The following is a 26,380-nucleotide window of genomic DNA, read 5'->3' as shown; positions in this document are numbered from 1 at the left end:
GTTTTTGGCTTGTATTGAAATCCAGCGAAATCATCGGGCGCGCCGGGGAGGGCCTGCCCACGGGAGGAGAAGACCATGGCAGGCTACGTTCTCGCCATCGACCAGGGCACCACATCGAGCCGCGCCATCATCTTCGATGCGGATCAGAAGGTGGTGGGCGTCGGGCAGAAGGAATTCACCCAGCATTATCCGAAATCCGGCTGGGTGGAGCATGATCCCGAAGAGATCTGGGACACGGTGGTGACGACCGTGAAGCAGGCGCTGGAGAAGGCGAAGCTCTCGGCCTCGGACATTTCCGCCATCGGCATCACCAATCAGCGCGAAACGGTCGTGTTGTGGGATCGCGCGACCGGCGAGCCCGTGCACCGCGCCATCGTCTGGCAGGACCGCCGCACTGCTGGCCATTGCGACAAGCTGAAGAAGGCCGATCTCGAAGCGACCTTCACCAAGAAGACCGGTCTTTTGCTCGACCCTTATTTTTCCGGCACCAAGATCGCCTGGCTGCTCGACAATGTGAAGGGGGCGCGCAAGCGGGCGGAGAAGGGCGAACTCTGCTTCGGCACCATCGATACCTTCCTGATCTGGCGGCTGACCGGCGGCAAGTCCTTCGTGACCGACGCCACCAACGCTTCGCGCACGCTGCTTTACAATATCGCCAAGAACAAATGGGACGAGGATCTGATGATGATCCTCGACGTGCCCGCCGAGATCCTGCCGGAGGTGCTGGATTGCGCCGCCGATTTCGGCGTGACCGACCCTGCGCTGTTCGGCGCCGAGATCCCGATCCTGGGCGTTGCCGGCGACCAGCAGGCGGCGACCATCGGCCAGGCCTGTTTCGAGCCGGGCATGATGAAATCGACCTATGGCACGGGCTGCTTCGCCATTCTGAACACGGGTGCCGACATGGTGCCGTCCAAGAACCGGCTTCTGACCACCATCGCCTACCGTCTTGACGGCAAGACCACCTATGCGCTGGAGGGCTCGATCTTCATCGCCGGCGCGGCCGTTCAATGGCTGCGCGACGGGCTGGGGATCATCAAGTCCGCCTCCGAAACGGGTGCGCTCGCCGAAAAGGCCGATCCGACGCAGGAGGTCTATCTGGTGCCCGCCTTTACCGGCCTTGGTGCACCGCACTGGGATCCCGAGGCGCGCGGCGCCGTCTATGGCATGACGCGCAATACCGGGCCGGCGGAATTCGCCCGCGCGGCGCTCGAGGCCGTCTGTTACCAGACCCGGGACCTCCTGGACGCCATGCACAAGGACTGGAAGAAGAAGGGCGGGAAGGGCGAGAAGGAAACGGTGCTGCGCGTCGATGGCGGGATGGTGGCCTCCGACTGGACGATGCAGCGGCTTGCCGACCTTCTCGATGCGCCGGTCGACCGGCCCGTTATCCTGGAGACGACCGCGCTCGGCGTCGCCTGGCTTGCCGGCAGCCGTGCCGGTGTCTGGCCGGACCGCAAGGGCTTTGCCGCCACCTGGAAGCGCGACCGCTGTTTCGAACCCTCCATGGACGAGAAGACCCGCAAGGCGAAACTCAAGGGCTGGCACAAGGCCGTGGAGCGCACCTTGGGATGAGCAGCCGGTGGCCGGTGTTTGAGCCGGCGCTGCGCATGGTGTAGGCTGGCGGCACACCGGAGGTGCCGCCATCATGACCTTCAACAAGCCCGTTACCATTCCCTCGACCCGCTTCGATGCGGAGGGCGGCCGCGCGCTGAAAGCGGCCGATGGCGGCCCTGTGATCATCACCGAGGCAGGCGCGCCCGCCTATGTGATGATGCCTATGGCGGAATACCGGCGGCTGAAGGGGGAGGAGGGTGAAGCGCCTGAGGCCGAACCGCCGAAGAGCTTTGCAAGTCGTCTTGCCATGCCCGGAATCGAGGACATCGAGCTCGATATCCCGCCGCGCCTCCATGAGGAGGGCCGCCCCAATCCGTTCGCGGGGGACTGATGTATCTGCTCGATACGAATGTCCTCTCGGAGGCGCGAAAGATCGAATCCGGGCGAGCCGATCCACGGGTCGTTTCCTGGTTCTCGATGGTCTCCGAAGTCGATCTCCACATCTCCGTGCTGACGCTCTTCGAAATTCAAAAAGGCATGCTGTTGAAGGCTCGCCGGGACGCCGTACAGGCGCGGCAGATCCAGATCTGGCTAATCGATTGGGTTCGACCGGCCTTCGAGGGCCGTATCGTCGGCCTCAATGAAGAAGCGGCCCTCAAGGCCGCGGAACTTCACGTCCCGGACCCGCGTCCCCTGCTTGACGCCCTCATCGCCGCAACCGCCCTCGTCCACGGCCTGACGCTCGTCACTCGCAATACCCGCGATTTCCGCAGCACCGGCGTTTCGCTTCTCGACCCCTTTGAGACGCCCTCTTCCGATTGAACAGTGCGTTCGCGCTTTTCGCGTAGGCAGGCGTGCCCGTCGCGCTTATGTGTGGGGCAGATATGGGAGATGCTGCCATGGAATTCGGGCTCTATACCTTTGCCGATGTCGATCCGAACGCTGCCGACAAGGGCCGCGAAGGCGAGCGGCGGCTGAAGAACCTGCTGGAGGAAATCGAACTGGCGGACAGGGTCGGGCTCGATGTCTTCGGTCTTGGCGAGCATCACCGCCCCGACTACGCCGTTTCGGCGCCTGCCGTCGTCCTGGCGGCAGCGGCGGCAAGGACAGCGCGCATCAAGTTGTCGAGCGCCGTGACCGTGCTCTCCTCGGAAGATCCGGTGCGGGTCTTCCAGCAATATGCGACGCTGGACCTCATTTCCGGCGGGCGGGCCGAGGTGATGGCGGGGCGGGGGTCCTTCATCGAATCCTTCCCGCTCTTCGGTCAGTCGCTTGACGATTACGGCGATCTCTTCTCCGAGAAGCTGGATCTCCTGATGGCGCTGCGCCATCAGGAGAAGGTGACATGGTCCGGCACAATGCGCCCGCCGATCCAGGGGCGCGGCGTCTATCCGCGGCCGCTGCAACAGGAACTGCCGTTGTGGATCGCCGTTGGCGGCACGCCGCAGTCGGTGGCGCGGGCCGGTGCGCTCGGGCTTCCCATGGCACTCGCCATCATCGGCGGCGAGCCGCGCCGGTTTGCCCCGCTCTTCGATCTTTACCGGGAGGCGGCGCGCCGGGCGGGGCAGTTGGCGACGCGGCTGAAGACCAGCATCAATGTGCACGGCTTCATCGACACGACGACCGAGCGCGCCGCCGACATCTTCTATGGCCCGCAGGCCGAGGTGATGAACCGCATCGGCCGCGAGCGTGGCTGGGGGCCGACGAGCCGGGCGCATTTCGATCAGGCGCGCGGGCCCGACGGCAATCTCTTTGTTGGCAGCCCGGAACTGGTGGCGGAAAAGATCGCGCGCCATCAGAAGCTCTTCAGGAACGACCGCTTCCTGCTGCAGATGGCGATCGGCCTGATGCCGCACGATGCCATCCTGCGCGGCATCGAGCTTTACGGTACCAAGGTCGCGCCGATGGTGCGCGAGATGCTGGCGGCGGATGCGCCCGTCGAGGCCTGACATAGGTAATTGGGCACAGATTTCGTGCCTTCCTGTCTCGATTCATGGCCCCGATCACGCTAGATCACCCGGCGAAAGCGAGACGGATATGACACTCAAGGACGAGGGCGACCTCGAAAAGCTGAAAGAGATCGGCCGGATCTGTGCGCGTGCCCTCAGGCTGATGGGCGCCTCGCTGGAACCGGGCATCACCACGGGCGAGCTCGATGCGATCGGGCGGCGGTATCTGGAGGAGCATGGGGCGCAATCGGCGCCGGAGCTCTGCTACCGCTTTCCGGGCGCCACCTGCATCAGCGTCAACGAGGAAGTGGCGCACGGCATCCCGGGCGGGCGCGTCATCAAGGCCGGCGATCTCGTCAATATCGACGTCTCCGCCGAAAAGGCGGGGCTGTTTGCCGATACGGGTGCCTCCTTTGCGGTACCGCCGGTCCGGCCCGATATCGAGCGACTGGTGCGGGACGGGCGCCGGGCACTCTTCGTCGGCGTGAAGACGGTCAAGCCCGGCCAGTCGCTGGCCGCCATCGGCAATGCGATCGGCGAATTCGCCCGCAAGAACCGCTATACGCTGATCACCAACCTCGCCAGCCACGGCGTCGGCTACTCCCTGCACGAGGAGCCCGGCGAGATCGCGACCTGGCCGGATCCGTCCGAGCGGCGCGTCATGAGGGACGGCATGGTCTTCACCATCGAGCCGTTCCTCTCCACCGGCGCCCACTGGGCCGAAAGCGGGGAAGAGGATGACTGGACGCTCTACAGCGAGCCCCGCGCGCCGACCGTACAGTTCGAGCACACGCTGGTCGTCACGCGCAACGGGCCGCTGATCGTCACGCTTCCGGACTGACCGCTGGTCCGCGGGTGATCGATGCATCACAGCAATGCATTTGTTGCGGTGCAAAAGCGGTGCGATAACGCGCGCAGTCAAGAGAGTGCGCCATGCGACAGTCCCCACCTCATACGCCCGCCCCCTCCGGCCGTGCCGCGGTCATCGCGGCCTCCGTTGCCGGTGGTATCGGCATGGCGACGGCCATGGGCTTTGGCCGGTTTTCCTTCACGCCGATTCTGCCGGGCATGATGGCCGACCTCGGCCTGACCCCGGCGGAAGCGGGCGTGATCGCGGCGGCGAATTTCGCGGGCTACCTCGCCGGCGCCGTTCTCGCCTCGCTCGGCTGGGCGGAAGGGCGCGAGCGCAGGCTTGCTCTTCTCGCCCTTGCCGCAACGGCGGCCCTGCTCATCGCAATGGGGCTGGGGACGGGCGGGGCTTCCGGCGTGCTGGTCTTCTCCGTGATCCGCTTCCTGGCGGGGCTTTCCAGCGCCTTTGCGATGATCTTCATGTCCGGCATCGTGCTTGGCGTCGGCCTTCGCCATGGAAGCCATCGTGTCGCGTCCTTCCATTTCGGCGGGGTCGGTCTCGGCATCGCGCTCTCGTCGCTGATAGTCTATGTCCTCGCCTTGACGGGCGCGGGCTGGCGCGCGGACTGGTTTGCCGGCGGTGTCTTTGCCGTGCTGGCGACGCTCCTCGTCGCCCGTCTTTTGCCGAAGGCGTCCGCCGGGCAGGGGCAGGCAAAGCCGCCGGAACCGAGGCTCCTGTGGAGCCGGCCCCTGACGGTCATGACGCTCACCTATGGTCTCTTCGGCTTCGGCTATGTCGTTTCGGCCACCTTTATCGTCGCCATGGCGCGCGATGGCGGCAATGGTCCGGGCGTGGAATTCCTCACCTGGTTCGTCACGGGCATCGCCGCCGCGCTCTCCGTGCATGTCTGGCGCGCGGCCGTGCCGCGGATCGGTCTCGTTGGCGCCTATGCGGCCGGCATGCTGGTCGAGGCCGTGGGTCTCGTGCTCGCCGTGGTGCTCAGTGGCGGGATCGCTCCCATTATCGGCGGCCTGTTGCTCGGAGCCACCTTCATCATGATCACCGCCTTCGGGCTGGAGATCGGCCGCAAGCTGGCGCCGGAAAGCCCGCGACGGGCGCTCGCCTCCCTGACGGCCGCCTTCGGCGTCGGCCAGATCGTCGGCCCGGCCGTCGGCGGCACGCTGGCCGCGGAAACCGGGGGCTATGGTCTTCCGACGCTGATTGCTGCCGGCGTGCTGGTGATCGCTGCCGTTGTGACGATGCTGAATGCCCGCGCCATCCGGCTGGCGGCGGGCGTGTGAGGGCCAGGCGAAAACAGCCCGGAGCGGAAAAGCGTTAAATCTCCGTAAGGTCAGTGGACCGCGATTGTTGCGGCGCGCAATTTGTCCTAGGTTCCCGCTTCAGCCGGGCCGTCGAACAGATTGATTGCGCGCCCAGAAGAAAGCGAGTGCCCCACCCGTGTTCAAGTCCTTCTTCCCACATCCCAAACTGTTCTTCTCGTCGGTCGTTCTCTGGTCGCTCGTCTCCATTGCGATCTGGTACGCTTTCGGTGAACAGGCCGGAGCCTATTTCGGCATGCCGCCCGTTTCGAGCGACGCCCCGCCGGTTGTCGGCGTGTCCACTTTCTGGTCGCCGGCATTTTTGTGGTTCTACATCTATTTCGGCATCACGGTCTTTCTGTTCGCCGGTTTCTGGTACTGGTTTTCGCCGCACCGCTGGCAGAACTGGTCGATCCTCGGCTCCGCGCTCATCCTGTTCGTCACCTATTTCCAGGTGCAGGTGAGCGTGGCGATCAACAATTGGTACGGCCCGTTCTGGGATCTGATCCAGGCGGCCGTCTCGAAGTCGCAGGTCGTGACGGCGGAACAGTTCTACGGACAGATCGCCGTATTCCTCGGCATAGCACTCGTTGCGGTGACTGTCGCGGTCATGACGCGCTTCTTCGTCAGCCACTACATCTTCCGCTGGCGCACGGCGATGAACGAATATTACATGCATCACTGGCCGAAGCTCCGGCACATCGAAGGTGCCTCGCAGCGCGTGCAGGAAGACACGATGCGCTTTTCGACGACGGTAGAGGGCCTCGGCGTCAGCCTGATCGACAGCGTCATGACGCTGATCGCCTTTACGCCCGTGCTGATCCGCCTGTCGGCCAATGTCACGGAACTGCCGATCGTCGGTGCCATTCCCTACCCGCTGGTCGTCGCTGCAGTGCTGTGGTCGCTGTTCGGTACGGTGTTTCTGGCGCTCGTCGGGATCAAGCTGCCGGGTCTGGAGTTCCGCAACCAGCGTGTGGAGGCTGCCTATCGTAAGGAACTGGTCTATGGCGAAGACGATGCCGCCCGCGCCCAGCCGCCGACGGTCGCCGATCTCTTCGCGGACGTGCGCAGCAACTACTTCCGCCTTTATTTCCACTATCTCTATTTCAACGTTGCCCGCATTTTCTATTTGCAGATCAACAACATCTTTTCGCTGGTGATCCTTGCGCCGTCCATCATCGCCGGCAAGATCACGCTGGGTGCTCTCAACCAGATCTCCGGTGCCTTCGGGCAGGTGACGTCGTCCTTCCAGTACCTCGTCTCGTCCTGGCCGACGATCGTCGAACTCCTGTCGATCTACAAGCGTCTTCGGGCCTTCGAAGCGGCGATCGAGGACGAGCCCCTGCCGGAAATCGACCAGCGCTATCTGGCGCGGCAGACGGAAGACTGAGGGCGCGGCGTCTGCCGCGTTCGTCTCAAGACGAGACTTCAGAGGGCGGCTCCGGCCGCCTTCTTCTGTTTCAGCTCTTTCCGCTGCAACTCCGGCATCTGCAGCGCTTCGGCATAGCTGACGCAGGCGACGTCCGGGCGTTTGCAGGTCTCGGTGAGGAAGCGATCGAGCGCGCGCCAGTAGGCGCCGCCGTTCATCTCCACGAAGTGGAAGCCGAGTTCGAGGGGGATGCGCTGGCCGCCATATTGGGCCTCGAAGGCCTGCCGGTAGGCGGTGAGGGCACGGTCTTCGAAGGCGGCGCTGTCGCGGCGGTTTTCGACGCCCATGGAGTGGCGGACGAAGAGGTTGTAGTCCATGGCGATCACCGGCCGCCCGGTCGGCCCCTCCGGCACCAGCGGCAGGGCAAAGCGCGGCAGGCCGTCGCGCCCGTCGGGCTCGGCCGGGCCCTTGGAGACGAGGCTGGCATCATAGGTGAAGCCCGCCGCCTTCAACGCCGGCACAAGGCCCGGACTGGTGGCGAGATAGGGTGCGCGGAAGCCGAGAATGTCGGTCTTCACGAAATCCTGCCAGCCGGCGGGTTCCTTGTCCGCGACCTTGCCCGTCTTCCACGCATTTTCGAGCGCGGTGCGGAAGACGGAAAACTCGCCCTGCCAGTCCGCCTTCGACCAGCCGCTGCCATCGAAATGGCCGCAGGCATGGCTGCCGATGTCGTGGCCATCCAGATGGGCCTGCCAGATGTGGCCGGCACGCTCGGCAATCTCCTCTTCGCTCTGCGCGAAGCCGACATTGGAGCGGCCGGCCGCCTTGCCGGGGGCCTTGTACTGCCTGCCGTCACCGGCCTTGGTCATCAGGAAGGTGCAGGAGAGGAAGTAGGTGAAATGCGCGCCCGTACGCTTTGCCATGTCGAGACTTTTGACCCACAGCCGGTTGTCGTGGGCGCCGTCGAAGGAGACGATGACGAGCTGGCGCGGCTTTGCCGTCTCTTCAGCCGCCGCCGTAAGCGGCAGGGTGCACAGGGTGGCGGCAAGCAGGGGACGCAGCATTGGCAGGACTTCCGGAAAGATCGCAGGGCGGGACGGGTTGCCGCAGGAATGCGGCGCGGATGTGATGCGACTGGCATTCGCACGCGGCAAAGGCTATTGCGTCAGGCACAGTTTTCGGAGCGAAGCACCCATGGCCCTTCTCATTCTCGGCATCGTCATCTTTCTCCTCACGCATCTCGTGCCAGCCTTTGGGCCGGGGTTGCGCGACCGCGTGATCGCCAATCAGGGCAAGGGCGTCTGGTATGGGCTGCATGGCGCCGGTTCGGTACTCGGCGTGCTGCTGATCGCCTATGGTTTCGACCAGTCGCGCGCAACGACAGGCATGCTCTACACGCCGCCGATGTTCCTGTCGCATATCACGCTGACGCTGATGCTGATCGCCTGCATCTGTCTCGTGGCGGCCTTCCTGCCGCCGGGCAAGATCCGCTCCGTCCTCAAGCATCCGGGTCTCGTCGCCATCAAGATCTGGGCCTTCTCGCATCTTCTGGCGAATGGCGAGACGAATTCGGTGCTGCTCTTTGCCACCTTCCTCGCCTGGGCGGTCATCGTGCGCATCCGCAGGAAGCGGCAGGCGCGGGCCGGCCTCATCACCTATCCGCCCTTCGTCTCCTACCGCTTCGATCTTCTGGCGCTGATCGGCGGCGCGGCGCTTTACGGGCTTTTCGTCTGGCGGCTGCATCTGTGGCTGATCGGCGTTTCCCCCGTTGTGATGGGATGAGCGGGCGGCTCTTTCGCTTTTTTCCTTACAATCGGCGAGAAATCGGCTAGAAGGCGCCACTTCGGGCAATATGCAAAAGGGCCGGACATCCGGGCAGGCAATGGTACAGCAGGACGACAGCTTCATCCGCGAGGTCAATGACGAGCTCCGCTCCGATCAGGCGAAACTGGTCTGGTCGCGGTTTCGCGGCGTCATCATCGGCATTGCCGTGCTCATCGTGCTCGGCACGATCGGCAAGGTCGGCTACGACTACTGGGACGAAAGCTCGGCGTCTGCTTCGGGCGACCAGTTCCTGACGGCCATGCGCCTTGCCGGCGAAAACAAGCCGGATGAGGCGCTGGCGCAGCTGACGGCGCTGGAGAAGGACGGCTACGGCGCCTATCCGCTGCTGGCCCGCATGCGTGCTGCCACCATCCTGCAGCAGAAGGGTGATGCGGCAGGTGCGGCCCGCGCCTTTTCCGACATCGGCAAGGACAGCTCGGTAAACGAGGCGGTGCGCGACGCGGCCAAGCTCCGCGCGGCCTATATTCTCGTCGATACCGGCTCCTATGCGGATGTTTCGGCCGAGGTTGAAGCCTTCGCCGTTCCGGAAAATGGCATGCGCCATTCGGCACGCGAAGTGCTGGGGCTTGCTGCCTACAAGGCCGGCGATTTTGCCAAGGCGCGCGATTGGTTCCAGGAAATCACCAACGACACCCAGGCGCCGTCCAACGTTTCCAATCGTGCGCAGATCATGCTCGACCTGATCGCGTCGAGCGGCAAGGCCGCCTGATCGTCTGTCTCCCGGTTGTCCGGGAGGTGTGCGCCCCGGCATCGGCAGGAGAGACACCATGAATTTCACCGTGGCCATCGTCGGACGCCCGAATGTCGGCAAATCGACGCTCTTCAACCGGCTCGTCGGCAAGAAGCTGGCGCTGGTGGACGATACGCCGGGCGTGACGCGTGACCGGCGCCCGGGCGATGCCAAGCTCATCGACCTGCGCTTCACGATCATCGACACCGCCGGCCTCGAACAATCCGGCCCCGATACGCTGCAGGGCCGCATGTGGGCGCAGACGGAAGCGGCGATCGAGGAAGCCGATCTCTCGCTCTTCCTCGTCGACGCCAAGGCGGGCCTGACGCCCGCCGACCAGACGCTCGCCGAAATGCTGCGCCGGCGCGGCAAGCCCGTCGTGCTCGTGGCCAACAAGTCCGAGGCGCGCGGCTCCGATGCCGGCTTCTACGACGCCTTCACGCTCGGGCTCGGCGAACCCTGCCCGATCTCTGCCGAGCATGGCCAGGGCATGATCGATCTGCGCGATGCGATCGTTGCCGCACTCGGCGAGGAGCGAGCCTTTCCGCCGGAAGTGGACGAGGCCGAGACCAATATTGATCTTGCGCCGACCTCCGATGACGTTGCGGATGACGAGGTGGAGCCGGTCTATGACGAGACCAAGCCGTTGCGCGTGGCGATCATCGGTCGCCCGAATGCCGGCAAGTCCACGCTCATCAACCGCTTCCTTGGTGAAGATCGGCTGCTGACGGGGCCGGAAGCCGGTATTACGCGCGATTCCATCTCGGTGGAGTGGGAGTGGCGCGGACGCAGCATCAAGATGTTCGATACGGCCGGCATGCGCCGCAAGGCCCGCGTGCAGGAGAAGCTCGAAAAGCTCTCCGTCGCCGACAGCCTGCGCTCGATCCGCTTTGCCGAGACGGTCGTCATCGTCTTCGACGCGACGATCCCCTTCGAGAAGCAGGACCTGCAGCTCGTCGACCTCGTGATCCGCGAAGGACGCGCCGCCGTGCTCGCCTTCAACAAGTGGGACATGATCGACGATCCGCAGGCGGTGCTTGCGGACCTGCGGGAAAAGACCGAGCGTCTGCTGCCGCAGGCGCGCGGCATCCGCGCCGTGCCGATCTCGGGACAGACGGGTTACGGACTCGACAAGCTGATGCAGTCGATCGTCGATACGGACAAGGTGTGGAACCGCCGTATCTCCACCGCACGGCTCAATCGCTGGCTCGAAACCCAGCAGGTGCAGCATCCGCCACCGGCCGTTTCAGGTCGCCGGCTGAAGCTGAAATACATGACGCAGATCAAGGCCCGCCCACCGGGCTTCATGATCTCCTGCACGCGTCCCGATGCCGTGCCGGAATCCTACCTGCGCTACCTCACCAACGGCCTGCGCAACGATTTCGAGCTTCCGGGCGTGCCTATCCGCATCCACCTGCGCGCCGCCGACAACCCGTTCGAAAACCGGGCCAAGAAGCGATAGCGTTCCTGCATTTTCACGCAATTCCGGACGCAAAACCGCTGCACAGTTTTGCTGGAATTGCTCTGGCCTCACCAGGTGATGAAGGTCGGGCTGTAGGTCGCAATCTTGCTGTCGCGTGTAATGAGAGCCAACGGCTCGGTGATGGCCTGCGCGATCAGCAGACGGTCGAAGGGGTCGGCGTGCGGCGTTGAAATCGATTCTACAGCAGCGGCGTGCTTCGTCGTAATGTCGAGAAGCGTAAAATCGGCATAAAGAAACGCCTTGATCGAATCTTCACTGTTCAGCGGCGGTGCATTGGCCCGCTTGAGGCCATGCTTGATCGCGATCTCCCATATACTGGCCGCGGATACGAAAACGTCGTGGTCCGGGTCTGCGATAAGGTCAAGGATTCGCCTTGGAATTTGCGTGCGATCGCTGATCGTCCAGATCGCAACATGGGTGTCGAGCAAGTACCTCATTCGCCGTAAAACATCTTGGCGATTTCGTCATTGTCGGCGTCGAACTCTTCCAACGTCATGCTCGGAAACATGCCTTCAAACTGGCCAAGCTTGCGCACGTGCTTTTCCTTGGCATCCATCGGCACCAGCTTTGCCGCCGGCTTGCCGTTGCGGGCGATGATGATCTCGCTCTCGCTGCCGTCTTCAACGGCAGCGACGAGCTGGGAGAGGCGGGTCTTGGCTTCCAACATGTTGACGACGGGCATGGCTGCCTCCTTGGTCAAGTCTGACCAAGGATACGCTGTCCGGCACGGATTTTCAAGGTTTTGCGCAGGTCAGGCCGGCAACAGCGCCTTGTCGATCAGCGCGCCGTGGTGGGCAATGACGCCGGCGGCGATGCGGGCGGCGAAGGCGGCAGCGGCCTCGGGGTCGCCATGCTGGGTGAGATGCGCAAGGAAGGCGCCGTTGAAGCTGTCGCCGGCGCTGGTCGTGTCCACGATGGCGGCCGGCTTTGCGGCGGGCACCAGAACCGGGGCTGCGGCCCCGAAGGCTACAGTCGCGCCATTTGCGCCGTCCTTGACGACGATGTTCTCGACGCCGAGCGCGCGGTAGCGCGCGATGGTGTCGGCCACGCTCGCATCGCCGAAATGGGTGGCTTCGTCATCGAAGCTCGGCATGGCGATGGTGGCGGCGCGGGCGCCGTCGGAGATTGTTGCCAGCATGCGGGCCTTGTCGCTCCACAGGCGCGGGCGGATGTTGGGGTCGAAGACCACCGTCCGGCCGGCGGCCTTGGCGCGGCGCATTTCGGAGAGGAGGGTTTCGACGGCGGTCTCGTCGAGGATCGCCAGCGTCACGCCGGTGACGATGATCGTATCGGCGGTTTCGATGGCGGAGCGCAGGGCGTCGGCGTCGTCGGCAAGGCATCTGGCGGCGGAGGTGGAGCGCCAGTAGGAGAAGCTGCGTTCCCCGTCCTTCAGGTGGATCATGTAAAGGCCCGGCATGCGGCCGGGAATCCGGCGGATGTGGCCCGTGCCGACGCCGGTGCCGGCCATGAAGGCCAGCATCTCGTCCGAAACGATCTCGTCGCCGACGGCGGTGAAGTAATCGACGGTGATGCTTTCCGGCGAGAAAAGGCGGGCATAGTAGGCGGTGTTGAAGGTGTCGCCGGCATAGCCCTTCTTCAGGAGGCCACCTTCGGCCTGCATGAGTTCCACCATGCACTCACCGATCGACAGAATATGTCCAGCCATGCGTATCCCTCGCGTCCTTCGTCAGCCAGGCGGTGATACGGTCATGCAGCGTTTTCGGCAAGGTGATCCCGTCGCGTTCTGCGCGGCGGCGGGCGGCAAGCTTGCGACGGCCGGGAATGTGGACCCCGTGGATGCGTTCCAGCCGCTTCGCCTGGGCGGCAAGGCGGGCGGGGAAGTCCCTGTCGAGCACGGCTGGGGCGATGGCGACGATCAGAAGGCCAGCGCCGGGCGAAGCCTTGCCCTCGGTGAAGGAGCCGGCATCGAGTGACCAATTGGCCCCCGTCAGGCCGGCCGCGAGGATTTCCACCATCAGCGCGATATTGGCGCCGCGTTCGGCGCCGAAGGTCAGGAGCGCGCCGCGCAGCGCCGCGGCCGGATCGGTGGTCGGCTGGCCGCTGACATCGACGGCGATTCCCTCTGCAAGGCGCTCGCCCTTCTCGGCCGCCGCGCGGATGTTGACGAAGGCGGTGGCGCTCGAGGACTGGTCGAAGAAGATCACGTCGCTATCGGCTGCCGGTGCGGCGAAGGAGAGGGGGTTCGTGCAGTAGACAGGTCCCGTCGCGCCCGGCACGCTCATGATCGCCGGGCCGTTGGTCGCAGCGAAGGCGACGAGACCGGCCTGCGCGATGCGGCGCGTGTAATAGCCGAGTTCGCCTGTTGTGTAGGAGCCCGAGAGACTGAAGAGCGCGATGCCGAAGCTGCCGGCGCGGGCGACGAGATCGTTGAAGGCGAGCGCGAATCCATGCTGGGCGATGCCGCCGGCAGCGTCGATGCGGATAATGGCGGGAGCCGGATCGTCGCGAATTGGTTCGGCCTTGCCGTTGATGCGGCCGGCTTTGAGGCTTTCCAGGTAGTCCAGAAGATGGGCGAAGCCGACCGAGGGCTGGCCATGGGCCTCCGCATCCACCGTGGCGGCGGCGAGCGCCCTTGCCATGTCGCGGCCGGCGCCGGCGGCCAAAAGCGCGGCCTCGGCCAGTTCGAAGGCTTCGGCGAGCGGCAGTTTCACCGGTCTGTCGCTGCGAGCAGTCGTTGGCGTCTCCACCGGCTCTCCTTCGGATGTGGGGCGATGCGAGCCGCAATCTTCGGGGGCGGGGGCCGCGAGGTCAATGCGCGATGTGGCGCAAGCGTGATCTCGATTGCTTGGATTGGTGTTTGTCTGGGCGTTTACTCCGAGGGGGGTGGCCGCTACCTATGGGGGGTGAGACACGCGAGCGAGGGGATACCACATGGCATCGCAATCGGAATGGTGGCGCGGCGCAGTCATCTATCAGGTCTATCCGCGATCCTTCCAGGACACCAACGGCGATGGCATCGGCGATCTCAAGGGCGTCACGCAGCGCCTGCCGCATATCGCCTCGCTCGGGGTCGACGCGATCTGGCTGTCACCCTTCTTCACCTCTCCGCAGGCCGATATGGGCTATGACGTCTCCGATTACTGCGACGTCGATCCGATGTTCGGCACGCTCGCCGATTTCGATGCGATGATGGAGGAGGCGCACCGGCTGGGTCTCAAGGTCATCATCGACCAGGTGATTTCGCATACGGCCGACAAACATCCGTGGTTTGTCGAAAGCCGCTCCAGCCGCAGCAACGAGAAGGCCGACTGGTACGTCTGGGCCGATCCCAAGAAGGACGGCACGGCGCCCAACAACTGGCTGTCGATCTTCGGTGGTCCGGCCTGGGAATGGGACGGCGTGCGCAAGCAATATTACATGCACAATTTCCTGACATCGCAGCCGGATCTGAATTTCCACAATCCGAAGGTGCAGGATGCCGTGCTGGAGACGGTGCGCTTCTGGCTGGAGCGCGGCGTCGATGGCTTCCGGCTCGACACCGTCAATTTCTACTTCCATGACGAGGAACTGCGCGACAACCCGCCGCTGATCCCCGATCCGGACGCAACGGGTCTCGATGCACCCGACGTCAATCCGTACGGAATGCAGAATCACCTCTATGACAAGACGCAGCCCGAGAATATCGGTTTCCTGCAGCGGTTCCGTGCCTTGCTGGACGAATATGGCGACCGGACCTCGGTCGGCGAAGTCGGCGATGGAGCGCGCTCGCTGAAGACGGTGGCGGCCTATACGTCCGGCGGCGACAAGCTGCACATGTGCTACACCTTCGACTTGCTGAGCCCGGATTTCACGGCCAGCCACATCCGCAAATGCGTGACCGCCTTCCAGGCGGCCGTCACCGATGGCTGGGTCTGCTGGGCCTTTTCCAACCACGATGTCATCCGCCATGTCAGCCGCTTCATCTGGTCGCCGGAGGAGCGGGCGCGGGTGGCGAAGCTTGCGATCAGCGTGCTTGCTGCCCTGCGCGGTTCCATCTGCCTCTATCAGGGCGAGGAGCTTGGGCTGACGGAAGCGGAGCTTGCCTTCGAGGATCTGCGCGATCCCTACGGCATCCGCTTCTGGCCCGCCTTCAAGGGTCGCGACGGATGCCGCACGCCAATGGTCTGGGAGGCGGACGCCCCGCAGGCCGGCTTCAGCGATGGCAAGCCCTGGCTGCCGGTGCCGGCCGATCATCTGCCGCTCGCCGTCGATCGACAAGACGATGCGGCCAGCGTGCTTCAGCATTATCGCGACACACTCGCCTTCCGCCGCAGCCATGCGGCGCTCCTCGATGGCGGCATGCGCTTCCTCGACACCAATGCCGATGTCCTGGCCTTCCTGCGCGAAAAGGCGGGCGATACGCTGCTCTTCATTTTCAACCTGCATCGCGGCCCGCAGGAAGTGCTGCTGCCCGATGGCATCACCATCCGCGAAACCTGCGCCATGCCCGGCTTCGGCTCGGCGCATCTCGATGGCCGCACGGTGAAGCTCGACGCCTTCGACGTGTTCTGCGCGGCAGTCTAGGTCCGGAAGCCGTAGACCCCGCCAGGCTTCGGGCCGAAGGCCTTCGCAAGGCGGCGGTTGAAAAAGACGCGGTTGCGGCGCAGGCGGTCGATGAGGGCCGCCTCGCGGCCGTCATCGCAGATGGTGGCGATGGGCGGGCAGGCGGCAAGGCGATCGGCCTGCGCTGCGATGTCGTCCTGCAAGCCGGCCAAGAGGGGCACAGGCTCGAAATCTGCAGCCGTGATGCCGGGACGGATGCCGCCGGGCTCACTGCGGTAATTGGCGATGAAGGCCATGAGGTCTTCATCGGTGAGGTCGAGCGAGGCGGCGCGCTCTTCGGCAATGCCGACGGCGCGCATGTCCTTCATCAGCTTGCTGCGAAACTCGGCCTCAGGAAAGCTCGCCAGCTTGTCGCGCAGGCCAGCAAGGCCGATGAACGGCAGGTGGAAAAGGCCGAGCCCGCTGTCACGGCGCTTCGGGCGGATCTGTACGAGAAGGCTGTCGAAGAGGGGATAGCGGGCATTGTGATTGCCCTCGATCGGCAGGATGTCGCCGGTTTTCTTGAGATTATAGACCAGCTTGCGTGTCGGGGTCAGCCAGGGCGTGAAGCGCAGCGTCTCGCTTCCGTCGAGCGGGCCTTCGGCGCTGGAAAAGCCGTTGCGCCAGTGGAAGGAGAGGACCGCCGTCTTGCGTTGTTCCTGCATGAAGGCCTGCGTCTCCTGTCGCGTGGAAAAGGGCAGGAATTCGTCTACATCCAGCAGGAAGAGAAAATCATGGTCGCGCCAAAGCTCCAGCGATTTCAGGAAATAGGCGACGAAGAGGTCCTTGGCGAAACGCGCCGCCTCGATTCTGAAAACATCGACACGGGGCTGGCGAAGGCGCCGCAGATCCACATCCGAGTTGTGATCGAGCAGGATGACGCGGTCGCAGAGTTTCAGGTGATGGGCCAGAAAGGCCGGCAGATGGGCATTGGGATTGCGGACCTGGGCGAGGACGACGGATTTCATGGGCGGCTTTTCGGCGCGGGAGTGGGATGGCTTGCGATGCGAGACCATGTTCCGCGGCGAAAAGCAACCGGCCGGCCCGGTTCGTCAGCAACCCGGTGCGTCGCGGGCCTGCGGCTTGTTGCCATGACGATCGAGGGCGTGAGGCCGCTCAAGGCTTTTCTGACGTCGACCGAGAGGTTCGACCTGCTCTTCCTCTGACCGTCAGCCGATCAGCTCGAACCTGTCGACGTCCACCATGCCCCTGTCGGAGATCTTCAAATGGGGGATGACGGGAAGGGGCAGGAAGGCGAGTTGCAGGAACGGTTCCTGCAGCGTGGCGCCGAGCGCGAAGGCAGCCTGCCGCAGGTGGTGCAGCGTGTCGCGCACGCTTTCATAGGGTTCAAGGCTCATCAGGCCGGCCACGGGCAGGGCGATCTCGCCGGTGACCTTGCCATCCTCCACGACCACGAAGCCGCCGCCGATTTCGCCGAGGCGGTTGGCGGCCGTCGCCATATCGTCCTCATTGACGCCGACGACGCAGATATTGTGGCTGTCATGGCCGACGGTGGAGGCGATGGCGCCCTTCTTCAGGCCGAAGCCCTGCACGAAGCCGTTGGCGTGGTTGCCGTTGATGCCGTGGCGCTCGATGACGGCGACCTTGATGATGTCCCGGCCGAGATCGAGCCCGGTGCGGTTTCCGTCGGCCGGCAGGCGGTAACGGCGGTGCTCGGTGATGATCTTGCCGGGCAGGACGCCGATGACGGAGGTCTCTTCCTCGCGATAGGGTACGCCGAAATCGGCGGCGGCGACGTGGCCGGCCTTGACGCTTTCCAGGCCGACGGGCGCCACGGCTTCGCGCGTGGCGAAGAGGGCCGCATCGACGCGGCGGCCGGCGGAAAAGACATGTGCCGCGCGGCAGCTTTCGAGGCTGTCGATGACGACAAGATCGGCGCGCCAGCCGGGCGCCACGAGGCCGCGGTCGCGAAGGCCGAAGGCGCGGGCGGCCGAGATGGAGGCGGCGCGGTAGACGGCAAGCGGCTCGACGCCGTTTTTGATCGCTTCGCGGATCATGTAGTCGAGGTGACCTTCCTCGGCGATATCGAGCGGATTGCGGTCATCGGTGCACAGCGCCAGGAAGGGCGAGAGACGTTCGGTGAGGATCGGCAGAAGGGCGTGCAGGTCCTTGGAGACCGAGCCTTCGCGGACCAGAATGTGCATGCCCTTGCGAATCTTTTCGAGCGCTTCCTCGGCGCTCGTGCATTCGTGGTCGGTGCGGATGCGGGCGGAGAGGTAGCCGTTGAGATCAAGGCCACGCAGCAGGGGCGCATGGCCGTCAATATGGCTGTCCTGGAAGGCTTCGAGCTTTGCCATGCAGACGGGATCCTTGTGGATCACGCCGGGGAAATTCATGAATTCGGCAAGGCCGATGACCTTGGGATGATCGCGGAAGGGCAGCAGGGCTTCGATGGGCAGCGAGGCGCCGGAGGTTTCGAGATGCGTGGCGGGCACGCAGGAGGACAGTTGGACGCGGATGTCCATGATGGTGCGTTCGGCCGAGTCGAGGAAGAAGCGGATGCCCTCGGTACCGAGCACGTTGGCGATCTCGTGCGGATCGCAGATCACCGTCGTCACGCCATAAGGCAGCACGCAGCGGTCGAATTCATGCGGTGTCACCAGCGAGGATTCGATATGCAGATGCGTGTCGATGAAGCCCGGCACGACGGTGAGGCCGGAAATGTCGATCTCCTGCCGGCCGGCATAGGTGCCGCAGGTGCCGACGATGGTCTCGCCGCAGATGGCGATGTCGGAAGCGACCAGTTCACCCGTAACGAGATCGAAGAAACGGCCGCCCTTCAGCACGATGTCGGCGGGCTCGCGTCCCGTTCCCTGGTCGATTCGGCGGGCAAGGTCGGTCGTCATGGGCGGGTTCCCCGTTTTGGGCCTGTCGGCCGGGTGTGCGACGCCGGCGCATCCGGGCGCCGGCCGCGATCATCGGCTGGCGGGTCAGAGGGCCGCCGAGAAATCCACCGTCATGGCATAGCGGGCGCTTTCGCCCGGCGGCAGCGTCACGGTGAAGGGGCGGGCGGCAAGCTCGCTGCCGGCGCCGGCAAGCGCTGCCATGCCGTGCCAGGGCTCGACGCACAGATAGGGGGCGCCGGGCTTCTGCCAGAGCGCGACGGCCGGCAGGTTCTCAAAGTGGAAGGAGAGCGCCGGGCCGCCTTCGGCCGCAAAGGTCAGGCTGTCGCCGGCGCCTTCCGGCATGATGAGCGCATCGTTGAGGAAAAGGTCGTGTTCGAGCGCCAGCCGCCCGTCCACGAAGGGTGTCGGCAGGCTCGTAGGCCCGATCAGGCCGCCCTCAAGCCCGACCAGCGGCGGGCTCGCGCCATTGCCGAGCGTGACGACGTGCGGCTTGCCTTCGCCGCCCGGCAGCGGCCAGCTGAAGGCGGGGTGGAAACCGAAGCCGTAGAGGATCGGGCGGCTGTCGGTGTTGGTGACGGTCGCGGTGATGACGAGCACCGGCCCTTCGAGGCGATGCTCCAGCGTCAGCAGGAAGTCATAGGGATAGATGGCACGGCTCTCGTCATCGGCGGCCAGCGTGTGGGCGATACGGTCGCTGGCGTCGCCGGCGCGGGTAAAGACGCGCTTGCGGGCAAAACCGTGCTGCGCCATCGGGAAGGCTTCGCCATCGATGGTGATCATGTTGTCGGGGGCGCGGCCGACGATGGGGAAGAGGATCGGCGCGCGTCCAACCCACCAGGCGGCGTCCCCGTTCCACAGCCAGTCGCGGCCATCGGCGCTCCGGATGCTGTGCAGTTCGGCGCCGAGGCGGGAGACCGCGACGGTCAGGTGCTCGTTGGCGATGCTGTCGATGACGGGCGTCTCGGGCGTGTCGGTCATGGCGGGTCTCCGGCGCGCCCTTGTGCGGCGCAACCGGACCATGCCGCAGAGCGTGCCGCCGATCAAGGCGGTGCGTTATTGACCTCGGGCAATCGCAGACAACAAGGCGCGCAACGGATGTTGCCTGTGTTCTGTTCTCCCCAAGGGGAGACGTGGGACTTGCGGACGCCGACGGCCCTCAAGCCAGCCAGACGCGGGCGTAGGGCGGCAGCGCGATCACGCCGTCATGGAGCTGCAGATCGGCATCGGACAGCAGGTCGTGGAAGCGGGTGACGCCGTGATGGGCGGCAAGGCCCGAATCGATCGACGTCCACTCCTCCGAAAAATTGAAAAGGCAGAGGAGCGGGCCGGCCGGTGCCTTGCGCAGGAAGGCGAAAAGGCGGGGATTACCGGTGTCGATGACGATGGTCGGATTGGCGCCGTGCAGGGCTTTGACCGCCCGGCGGCGATGCAGGATGTGGCGCACGCCGTCCCGCACCCGCCCGGCGGGCGTGTCGCTGGCGGCCTCGGTGCGGGCCCAGTCCATCATCGGCCGGTTCAGCCAGCGGCTGTCATGGGCGTGCTCGGGCACGGCCGTGTAGCCGTAGTCGTTGGTGAGGGCGATTTCGTCGCCCATGTAGATCAGCGGCACGCCGCCATAGCTCGCAATCAGCGCATGGCCCATGAGGATGCGATCGATGGCGCGGTCGATCTTGCCGGCATCGCCGTCCTCCTCGGCCTGTTCGAGGCCGGCGAGCGAGGCGAGAGCGCCCGTGATGCGCTTGTCGCCGGTGTCAGAATTTTCCTGGAAGAGTGCGCCGCGCGAAAAGGAGCCGGGGAAGGTGCCCTCGTAGAAATCCGACAGGAAGGCGCGGTGGGCGCGTCCACCGATACCGATGGCGGAGGCATCCTCGTCGGTCACCGCCCAGCCGATATCGTCATGGCAGCGCAGATAGGTGGCATAGGTGGCATTGGTGACGACGGGCGGGAAATGCGTCTTCATCACATGCGTCATCAGCCGCGTATCGCGCGCGGCGAGTGCGGACCAGAACTGCACCATCAATGAATTGTGGTAGGCAAGATTGCCTTCCTTGCCGTCATGCGCGCCGCGGCCGAGATAGGGCAGCATTTCCGAGGGCGAGACGATCGCCTCTTCCAGATGGATGACGGCCGGGGCGACGATGCGGCAGACGGCGCGCAGGGCCTGCAGCAGCATATGCACTTCCGGCTCGGACTGGCAGCGCGTTCCCATGCGCTTCCACATGAAGGCGACGGCATCGAAGCGCAGCACATCGACGCCCTTGTTGGCAAGGAAGAGCATGACCTCGGCCATCTCCAAGAAGACCTGCGGATTGGCCCAGTTGAGATCCCACTGGTGCTCGTTGAAGGTGGTCCAGACCCATTTGCCGAAGGCGGGATAATGGGTGAAGCTGCCCGGCGCGTGTTCGGGGAAGATCTCGATCAGGTCGCGCTCGTAGGCCTTGGGTTCGGCGGCGTCGTCGAACATCAGGTAGTAGTCCTGATAGGCCTTCTCGCCGGCGGCTGCCTTCACGGCCCATTCGTGTTCCTTGGCGGTGTGGTTCAGGACAAGATCGATGCAGACGCTGATGCCGTTGTCGCGCAGCAGCTTCGTTGCGGCTTCCAGATCGGCCATGGTGCCGTAGGCGGGGTTCACGGCCCGGTAGTCCATCACCGAATAGCCGCCATCGCTGTCGCCGGGGCGCGGCTTCAGGCAGGGCATGAAGTGCACGTAGCTGATCGCGAGATCCTTGAGATAGGGAAGTTTCTGCGCAATGCCCTTCAGATTGCCCGCGAAGCGATCGATGTAGAAGACATAGCCGTTGACGTCGGAGCGCTGGAACCAGTCGGGCTCGAGATCGCGCTTCAGGTCCAGCCGCTTGAGGTCATCCGCACGCTCGGCAAAGGCCTTGCGCATGACGCCATCCAGCGCCGTCAGGAACTGCTCGTAATGGCGGTCGCGGCTGTAGAGCCGCTCCAGCATCTCGAAGAGATCATCATGGCTGCGCTTCAGGCGCAGGTCGAAAATCTCGCGGTTGAAATCCGCGATCACAGGCTTTTTCGGCACGATCTGTCTTCCTCCCGGCACGCACGGGTCTCGTGCGGCCAGCATGAGTCTAGCGGGTAAAAGCTGGCGCCGGAAGGGGTTGGCGGCGTGCGGCCGACGCTATGCACGGGGCGTTCAGGGGGGCCAGCGGATGCGCGCGGGGCTATTGTGTCGCGATACGGAGGGCACGCCCCCCTCATCTGCCTGCCGGCATCTTCTCCCCGGCGGGGAGAAGAGCGGGTGGGGTGAGGTTCTGCGCCAAGGACCCTTCTCCCCGACGGGGAGTAGGTGCCCGAAGGACGGATGAGGGGCGAGCGCGCCGTATCATTCGGCAACGTTCCGCCCCGAAAAACCCATCCTCAGATGTTGTTGACCAGCACCTTGCGCAGTTTGTCGAAGAGTTCGTCGATCTCGTCCTTCGAGATGATCAGCGGCGGCGAGAGCGCGATGATGTCGCCGGTGGTCCGGATCAGGAGGCCGTCATTATAGGCGTTGAGGAAGGCGTTGAAGGCACGCTTGGTGGGCTCGCCGTCGATGGGCTTCAGTTCGATGGCGCCGATCAGGCCGATGTTCCTGATGTCGATGACATTCGGGCAGTCGGCCATCGCATGAAGCTTTTCTTCCCAATAGGCGGCCATCTCGCCGGCGCGGGTCAGCAGGCCCTCGTCGCGGTAGGTGTCGAGCGTGCCGAGGGCTGCGGCGGACGCGATCGGGTTGCCGGAATAGGTGTAGCCGTGGAAGAACTCGATCATGTGTTCCGGGCCGTTCATGAAGGCGTCGTGGATTTCCGACGTCACGAAGACGGCGCCCATGGGGATGACGCCGTTGGTGAGGCCCTTGGCGGTGACGATGATATCCGGCTTGACGTCGAAGAACTGGGCCGCGAAGGGCGCACCGAGGCGGCCGTAACCGGTGATCACTTCGTCGAAGATCAGCAGGATGCCGTGTTTCGTACAGATGTCGCGCAGCTTCTGGAGATAGCCCTTCGGCGGGATCAGGACGCCGGTGGAGCCGGCGACGGGCTCGACGATGACAGCGGCGACGGTGGAGGCGTCATGCAGCGTGACGATGCGCTCCAGTTCCTCGGCGAGGTCGGCGCCATGCTCCGGCTGGCCCTTGGTGAAGGCGTTCTTCGACAGCTGGTGGGTGTGCGGCATGTGGTCGACGCCGGTGAGCAGCGTGCCGAACATCTTGCGGTTGGCGACGATGCCACCGACGGAGATGCCGCCGAAGTTCACGCCATGATAGCCGCGCTCGCGGCCGATGAGGCGGGTGCGCGAGCCCTGGCCCTTCACGCGCTGGTAGGCGAGGGCGACTTTGAGCGCGGTGTCGACCGATTCCGAACCGGAATTGGTGTAGAGCACATGGGCCATATTGTCGGGGGCAATGTCGATCAGCCGGTTGGCGAGTTCGAAGGCCTTGGGATGGCCGAGCTGGAAGGCGGGCGCGTAGTCGAGTTCGCCGGCCTGCTGCTGGATCGCTTCGGTAATCTGCGGGCGGCAGTGACCGGCATTGACGCACCACAGGCCCGCTGTGCCATCAAGGACCTGCCGACCGTCATGGGTCGTGTAATACATGTCCTTGGCGCCGACGAACATGCGCGGCTCCTTCTTGAATTGCCGGTTCGCGGTGAACGGCATCCAGAAGGCGCGCAGGTCGTTGGGCGTGGCATTGAGGCGGTTCGACATTGGTTTTCTCCGTGGCCCGTCCTTCCCGGACGGCAAAAGCGGCGCGGGCGGATGATTTGCCGGCGCTTTACTGATTGGTCAAATTATCAGGGCGCCTATCGGCGTCAAGCTGGCTTGCCGGTGCGCGCGGGCCGATCGGCGGCGTTTAGGGTCTCTACAGATTCTTGTGGCTGAATGGCGCGGCGCGACGCAGGCCGCTCATGGTTCGTTGCGGATGCGGCGCCAGCCCTGCCGGCATGCGGCACCCTTGAAACAGGACATCGTCATGGCCCTTCGCCTGCCCGCCTGCCTGCTGTTTTCCACCGCCATTGTGGCGATCGCTTCGCCGCTTCTGGCCGCCGGGCCGGGCGAGATGGTGGCGGATGGCGGATTTTCCGAGGGCAGCGACGCCTTCTGGGCGAGTGACGGCGTCACGGCGCGGCGCGATGACGGGCGCCTGTGCCTCACCGTGCCGGCCGGCGGCGAGCCTTGGGACCGGCTTGCCGGCATGAACGGGCTTCGCCTGACGCCGGGGCAAAGCTATCGCCTCGGGCTGTCGCTGTCCTCCCGACCGGCGGGGCCGGTGACGGTGCGCGTGCAGCGCGACGGCGAGCCCTATTCGGCGCATGCTGACGAAACCATCGAGGCCAAGCCGGTTGCAAGCACCGTCGACAAGACGTTCCGCGCCGTCGAGCGGCAGCCGGCGCAGCTTCTCCTCCAGCTCGGCGGTCAGGATCTGGACCGGACGGTCTGCATCGATGATGTGTCACTAACAGCGGCGGCGCCGGCCGGAACGGTAACCACCAGCACGACGGCCAGTGCCGTGCTCGTCAATCAGTCCGGCTATTTCCGCGATGGGCCGAAGCGCGCGACGATCGTCTCGGACGCCGCCGAGCCGCTGGATTTCCAGCTTGTCGATGCGGACGGCGCCGTGGTTGCCGAAGGGCGCACGCGGCCGGTCGGCCTCGATCCGAATGCGGGCGTTGCGGTGCATGTGGCGGATTTTTCGGATGCGGAGGTCAGAGGCGAGGGTTTCCGACTGACGGCCGGCGGCGCGACCAGCGAGACCTTCCCGATCGGCCTTGCCACCTATGGGCGGCTGCGGGTCGATGCGCTCTCCTGGTTCACCCTGCAGCGCAGCGGCATCGCCATCGAGCCCGGCTTTGCCGATCCCGCCTATCAGCGGGCGGCGGGGCATCTGGGGCTCTCGCCGAATGAGGGCGATACCGATGTCGGCTGCCTCGACGGTGCAGTGGCGCGCAGCCTTTACGGCGACTGGCGCTGCGACTACCGGCTGGATGTCTCCGGCGGCTGGTACGATGCTGGTGACCACGGCAAATATGTCGTCACCGGGGCGCTCTCGGTGGCACAACTGATGTCGGCCTATGAGCGCGGCATCGCGCATGGCGGCGGCGCATCCCCCGTCGTCAGCGATACGCTGGGCCGCCTGCCCGAAAACGGCAACAGCGTGCCAGACATTCTCGACGAGGCACGCTGGGAGCTGGAGTTTCTCCTCAAGATGCAGGTACCGGATGGCGCCCCGCTGGCCGGCATGGTGCATCACAAGGTGCATGACACCGCCTGGACGGGGCTGCCCATGCTGCCGGCCGACGATCCCAAGCCGCGTGCGCTGCATCGCCCGTCCACGGCCGCGACCTACGGCTTTGCCGCTGCCGCAGCCATGGGCGCGCGCCTCTTTGCCGATATCGATGCCGATTTTGCCGGACGCCTGCGGCAGGCGGCGCTGACAGCCCATGCGGCGGCAATCGCCAATCCGGGCCTCAACGCGCCGTCGTCGGATGGTATGCAGGGGGGCGGCGACTATTCGGACGACAATGCCGGCGACGAGGCTTACTGGGCCGCCACGGAGCTGTTTCTGACCACCGGCGAGGCCGGTTTCCTCGAGGAGGCGAAGCGCTCGCCCTTCTGGGGAAGCGCGGTGTTTGCACCGCAGGGGGCCTATGACTGGGCCAATGTCGCCGGCTTCGCGCGCCTGCAACTGGCGGCCCATGGCGAGCAGCTTCCAGCCGCCGATCGCCGGGCCGTGACGGCAAGCGTGGTCTCCGCTGCCCGCGCCATGATCGAGGTTCAGGATCTCGATCCGTTCGGCCAGGTCTATCGTCCGGGCGCCGACGGCTACAGCTGGGGCTCCAACCATGCGATGCTGCAGAACATGACAGTGCTCGCCGCCGCCTACGACCTGACCGGCCAGGCCGGCTATCTTGCGGCGGTGCGCGAGGGGATGGATTACATTCTCGGCCGCAATATTCTCGGCCTGTCCTACATCACGGGCTATGGGGCGCATTATTCGCAGAACCAGCATAGCCGCTGGTATGCCCGTCAGTTGGACGATGATCTGCCGCCTCCGCCGCCGGGCACGCTTGCCGGCGGACCGAACGGCACGCTGCTCGACGACGTCGCCAAGGAAAAGCTCCAAGGCTGCGCGCCGCAGGCCTGCTACATCGACGACATCATGTCCTGGGGCACCAACGAGATGGCCATCAACTGGAACGCGCCCTTATTTGCCGTGGCTTCGTTCCTCGCCGATGCACGCTGAGGATGCCGTCGCTGCGGTCACGCGCGGCATTGTAAGCGGACGTCCCGGTGGAGCGCCGCGTGAGGCGGCGCGACTGGCACGATCCGTCGCGCATCTTACGTCGTCGTCAATGTTCAGGTGAATGTATTTTGCGGAGCCTCCGGACCAAATTCAGCAGGTCGAAGGTTTCCGCATTGGTTTTTTACATCAACGGTCCGGGCGCCTCTCGTGCGCCGGCCGGATTTCGGTTCACGCCTTCGCAGCGCGCAAACCAGCCGTCTCGGCTGCGGTTTTCTGCCTGCCATGGGGCAGGCCTTCACCGAAAATGTCGGTGATCGTGTGCAGCACCTTCGCAACGGCCTCCGACGACGTCGAATAATAGATCGTCTGTGCATCACGACGGGTCGAGACGAGGTTCTGCGCGCGCAACTTCGAGAGATGCTGCGACAAAGCCGACTGGCTGAGGCCGACCCGCATGGCCAGCGCGCCGACCGGCATCTCGGTCTCCATCAAAGACGACAGGATCAGCAATCTCTTCGGATTCGCCATGGCAGACAGAAAGTTCGCCGCAGCCTCCGCAAACTCGTTCTGTTCAGGTGTAATTTCGTACATTTTTATCTCCATGCCGAATCCGTTGTCCCACA

The 26,380-nt window shown here is 64.9% G+C and carries 23 protein-coding genes; 12 read left to right on the top strand and 11 right to left on the bottom strand.

All coding sequences use genetic code 11. The features are described from left to right. The first annotated feature begins 75 nt into the window (after positions 1-75). The 7 genes from glpK (at position 76) to sbmA (ending at position 7,065) form a co-directional block, all read left to right on the top strand. Positions 76-1,575 carry a glycerol kinase GlpK gene (glpK, locus tag F3H41_RS06835; protein ID WP_149737816.1) on the top strand — a complete coding sequence of 500 codons (1,500 nt, stop codon included), beginning with the start codon at positions 76-78 and terminating at the stop codon, positions 1,573-1,575. A gap of 73 nt (positions 1,576-1,648) precedes the next feature. Then, a complete protein-coding gene (locus tag F3H41_RS06830; protein WP_149737815.1) occupies positions 1,649-1,948 on the top strand; it encodes a type II toxin-antitoxin system prevent-host-death family antitoxin in 300 nt (99 codons plus the stop codon). Beyond that, complete coding sequence (locus F3H41_RS06825) at positions 1,948-2,379, top strand: type II toxin-antitoxin system VapC family toxin (RefSeq protein ID WP_149737814.1); 432 nt, start codon at positions 1,948-1,950, stop codon at positions 2,377-2,379. Before F3H41_RS06830 ends, F3H41_RS06825 begins: the two co-directional genes overlap by 1 nt. Before the next feature lie 77 nt (positions 2,380-2,456). Then, positions 2,457-3,506, top strand: coding sequence for an LLM class flavin-dependent oxidoreductase (locus F3H41_RS06820; protein WP_149737813.1), 1,050 nt, complete (start codon positions 2,457-2,459; stop codon positions 3,504-3,506). 88 nt (positions 3,507-3,594) lie between these two features. Then, positions 3,595-4,347, top strand: coding sequence for a type I methionyl aminopeptidase (gene map / locus F3H41_RS06815; RefSeq protein WP_149737812.1), 753 nt, complete (start codon positions 3,595-3,597; stop codon positions 4,345-4,347). A 92-nt stretch (positions 4,348-4,439) separates the two neighbouring features. Then, the gene (locus F3H41_RS06810) at positions 4,440-5,657 is read left to right on the top strand and encodes a YbfB/YjiJ family MFS transporter (RefSeq protein ID WP_244616089.1); all 1,218 of its coding nucleotides are present in this window, start codon (positions 4,440-4,442) and stop codon (positions 5,655-5,657) included. A 157-nt stretch (positions 5,658-5,814) separates the two neighbouring features. Beyond that, positions 5,815-7,065, top strand: a complete 1,251-nt coding sequence (gene sbmA / locus F3H41_RS06805; RefSeq protein WP_149737811.1) for a peptide antibiotic transporter SbmA — start codon at positions 5,815-5,817, stop codon at positions 7,063-7,065. A 38-nt stretch (positions 7,066-7,103) separates the two neighbouring features. Here sbmA and F3H41_RS06800 read toward each other — a convergent pair whose 3' ends face one another. Next, positions 7,104-8,108: a polysaccharide deacetylase gene (locus tag F3H41_RS06800; RefSeq protein WP_149737810.1), complete on the bottom strand. Its 1,005-nt coding sequence runs from the start codon at positions 8,106-8,108 to the stop codon at positions 7,104-7,106. A 130-nt stretch (positions 8,109-8,238) separates the two neighbouring features. Between F3H41_RS06800 and F3H41_RS06795 the strand changes: the two genes are divergently transcribed. The 3 genes from F3H41_RS06795 to der all read left to right on the top strand — a co-directional run bounded on the left by F3H41_RS06795 (position 8,239) and on the right by der (position 11,081). Then, the gene (locus F3H41_RS06795) at positions 8,239-8,826 is read left to right on the top strand and encodes an NnrU family protein (RefSeq protein ID WP_149737809.1); all 588 of its coding nucleotides are present in this window, start codon (positions 8,239-8,241) and stop codon (positions 8,824-8,826) included. Positions 8,827-8,926: 100 nt separating this feature from the next. After that, positions 8,927-9,598 (top strand): tetratricopeptide repeat protein, encoded by a 672-nt coding sequence (locus tag F3H41_RS06790; RefSeq protein ID WP_149737808.1) that lies wholly within the window; start codon positions 8,927-8,929, stop codon positions 9,596-9,598. Positions 9,599-9,656: 58 nt separating this feature from the next. Further along, positions 9,657-11,081, top strand: a complete 1,425-nt coding sequence (gene der, locus F3H41_RS06785; protein ID WP_149737807.1) for a ribosome biogenesis GTPase Der — start codon at positions 9,657-9,659, stop codon at positions 11,079-11,081. Between the two features lie 68 nt (positions 11,082-11,149). Here the strand turns inward: der and F3H41_RS06780 are convergent, their stop codons facing one another. The 4 genes from F3H41_RS06780 to F3H41_RS06765 all read right to left on the bottom strand — a co-directional run bounded on the left by F3H41_RS06780 (position 11,150) and on the right by F3H41_RS06765 (position 13,810). Further along, positions 11,150-11,530 carry a type II toxin-antitoxin system VapC family toxin gene (locus F3H41_RS06780; RefSeq protein ID WP_210246646.1) on the bottom strand — a complete coding sequence of 127 codons (381 nt, stop codon included), beginning with the start codon at positions 11,528-11,530 and terminating at the stop codon, positions 11,150-11,152. 5 nt (positions 11,531-11,535) lie between these two features. Further along, entirely contained in the window at positions 11,536-11,784 is a 249-nt protein-coding gene (locus F3H41_RS06775) for a type II toxin-antitoxin system prevent-host-death family antitoxin (RefSeq protein ID WP_149737805.1), read from the bottom strand. Between the two features lie 69 nt (positions 11,785-11,853). Then, positions 11,854-12,768, bottom strand: a complete 915-nt coding sequence (locus F3H41_RS06770; protein WP_149737804.1) for a sugar kinase — start codon at positions 12,766-12,768, stop codon at positions 11,854-11,856. Beyond that, positions 12,740-13,810, bottom strand: coding sequence for an Ldh family oxidoreductase (locus tag F3H41_RS06765; RefSeq protein ID WP_244616088.1), 1,071 nt, complete (start codon positions 13,808-13,810; stop codon positions 12,740-12,742). The genes F3H41_RS06770 and F3H41_RS06765 overlap by 29 nt, the downstream gene beginning before the upstream one ends. 184 nt (positions 13,811-13,994) lie before the next feature. On the opposite strand from F3H41_RS06765, the gene F3H41_RS06760 reads away from it, so the two are divergent. Further along, positions 13,995-15,626 (top strand): alpha-glucosidase, encoded by a 1,632-nt coding sequence (locus tag F3H41_RS06760; RefSeq protein WP_149737803.1) that lies wholly within the window; start codon positions 13,995-13,997, stop codon positions 15,624-15,626. Here the strand turns inward: F3H41_RS06760 and F3H41_RS06755 are convergent. From F3H41_RS06755 to F3H41_RS06735, 5 genes are all read right to left on the bottom strand, one after another. Then, complete coding sequence (locus F3H41_RS06755) at positions 15,623-16,612, bottom strand: glycosyltransferase family 2 protein (RefSeq protein WP_188129358.1); 990 nt, start codon at positions 16,610-16,612, stop codon at positions 15,623-15,625. The two genes, F3H41_RS06760 and F3H41_RS06755, sit on opposite strands and share 4 nt — an antisense overlap. A gap of 201 nt (positions 16,613-16,813) precedes the next feature. Next, on the bottom strand, positions 16,814-18,511 hold the full coding sequence (gene ade / locus F3H41_RS06750; RefSeq protein ID WP_149737801.1) for an adenine deaminase: 1,698 nt from the start codon (positions 18,509-18,511) through the stop codon (positions 16,814-16,816). A gap of 84 nt (positions 18,512-18,595) precedes the next feature. Beyond that, positions 18,596-19,489: an aldose 1-epimerase family protein gene (locus tag F3H41_RS06745; protein WP_149737800.1), complete on the bottom strand. Its 894-nt coding sequence runs from the start codon at positions 19,487-19,489 to the stop codon at positions 18,596-18,598. 178 nt (positions 19,490-19,667) lie between these two features. After that, entirely contained in the window at positions 19,668-21,554 is a 1,887-nt protein-coding gene (locus tag F3H41_RS06740) for an amylosucrase (RefSeq protein WP_210246645.1), read from the bottom strand. Between the two features lie 338 nt (positions 21,555-21,892). Continuing rightward, positions 21,893-23,221, bottom strand: coding sequence for an aspartate aminotransferase family protein (locus tag F3H41_RS06735; RefSeq protein ID WP_149737798.1), 1,329 nt, complete (start codon positions 23,219-23,221; stop codon positions 21,893-21,895). A 265-nt stretch (positions 23,222-23,486) separates the two neighbouring features. Here F3H41_RS06735 and F3H41_RS06730 point away from each other — a divergent pair, with 265 nt between their 5' ends. Beyond that, positions 23,487-25,757 carry a glycoside hydrolase family 9 protein gene (locus F3H41_RS06730; protein WP_244616087.1) on the top strand — a complete coding sequence of 757 codons (2,271 nt, stop codon included), beginning with the start codon at positions 23,487-23,489 and terminating at the stop codon, positions 25,755-25,757. Between the two features lie 228 nt (positions 25,758-25,985). Here F3H41_RS06730 and F3H41_RS06725 read toward each other — a convergent pair whose 3' ends face one another. Continuing rightward, positions 25,986-26,348 (bottom strand): metalloregulator ArsR/SmtB family transcription factor, encoded by a 363-nt coding sequence (locus F3H41_RS06725; RefSeq protein WP_149738246.1) that lies wholly within the window; start codon positions 26,346-26,348, stop codon positions 25,986-25,988. Positions 26,349-26,380 lie beyond the last annotated feature (32 nt).

The sequence above is a fragment of the Rhizobium sp. RU20A genome (assembly GCF_900155885.1).
GTDB lineage: Bacteria > Pseudomonadota > Alphaproteobacteria > Rhizobiales > Rhizobiaceae > RU20A.
The sequence above is the reverse complement of the archived record's forward strand: the minus strand, read 5'-3'. Positions and strand labels throughout refer to the sequence as shown.

Bases quoted from the DNA above. Each gene is read 5' to 3' on its own strand.
- F3H41_RS06745 (WP_149737800.1), bottom strand. From the start codon at position 19,489: ATGACCGACACGCCCGAGACGCCCGTCATCGACAGCATCGCCAACGAG.
- map (WP_149737812.1), top strand. From the start codon at position 3,595: ATGACACTCAAGGACGAGGGCGACCTCGAAAAGCTGAAAGAGATCGGC.
- F3H41_RS06825 (WP_149737814.1), top strand. From the start codon at position 1,948: ATGTATCTGCTCGATACGAATGTCCTCTCGGAGGCGCGAAAGATCGAA.
- F3H41_RS06735 (WP_149737798.1), bottom strand. From the start codon at position 23,221: ATGTCGAACCGCCTCAATGCCACGCCCAACGACCTGCGCGCCTTCTGG.
- ade (WP_149737801.1), bottom strand. From the start codon at position 18,511: ATGACGACCGACCTTGCCCGCCGAATCGACCAGGGAACGGGACGCGAG.
- F3H41_RS06760 (WP_149737803.1), top strand. From the start codon at position 13,995: ATGGCATCGCAATCGGAATGGTGGCGCGGCGCAGTCATCTATCAGGTC.
- F3H41_RS06820 (WP_149737813.1), top strand. From the start codon at position 2,457: ATGGAATTCGGGCTCTATACCTTTGCCGATGTCGATCCGAACGCTGCC.
- F3H41_RS06810 (WP_244616089.1), top strand. From the start codon at position 4,440: ATGCGACAGTCCCCACCTCATACGCCCGCCCCCTCCGGCCGTGCCGCG.
- F3H41_RS06725 (WP_149738246.1), bottom strand. From the start codon at position 26,348: ATGTACGAAATTACACCTGAACAGAACGAGTTTGCGGAGGCTGCGGCG.
- F3H41_RS06830 (WP_149737815.1), top strand. From the start codon at position 1,649: ATGACCTTCAACAAGCCCGTTACCATTCCCTCGACCCGCTTCGATGCG.
- F3H41_RS06775 (WP_149737805.1), bottom strand. From the start codon at position 11,784: ATGCCCGTCGTCAACATGTTGGAAGCCAAGACCCGCCTCTCCCAGCTC.
- F3H41_RS06790 (WP_149737808.1), top strand. From the start codon at position 8,927: ATGGTACAGCAGGACGACAGCTTCATCCGCGAGGTCAATGACGAGCTC.
- F3H41_RS06800 (WP_149737810.1), bottom strand. From the start codon at position 8,108: ATGCTGCGTCCCCTGCTTGCCGCCACCCTGTGCACCCTGCCGCTTACG.
- der (WP_149737807.1), top strand. From the start codon at position 9,657: ATGAATTTCACCGTGGCCATCGTCGGACGCCCGAATGTCGGCAAATCG.
- F3H41_RS06795 (WP_149737809.1), top strand. From the start codon at position 8,239: ATGGCCCTTCTCATTCTCGGCATCGTCATCTTTCTCCTCACGCATCTC.
- F3H41_RS06730 (WP_244616087.1), top strand. From the start codon at position 23,487: ATGGCCCTTCGCCTGCCCGCCTGCCTGCTGTTTTCCACCGCCATTGTG.
- glpK (WP_149737816.1), top strand. From the start codon at position 76: ATGGCAGGCTACGTTCTCGCCATCGACCAGGGCACCACATCGAGCCGC.
- F3H41_RS06755 (WP_188129358.1), bottom strand. From the start codon at position 16,612: ATGAAATCCGTCGTCCTCGCCCAGGTCCGCAATCCCAATGCCCATCTG.
- F3H41_RS06770 (WP_149737804.1), bottom strand. From the start codon at position 12,768: ATGGCTGGACATATTCTGTCGATCGGTGAGTGCATGGTGGAACTCATG.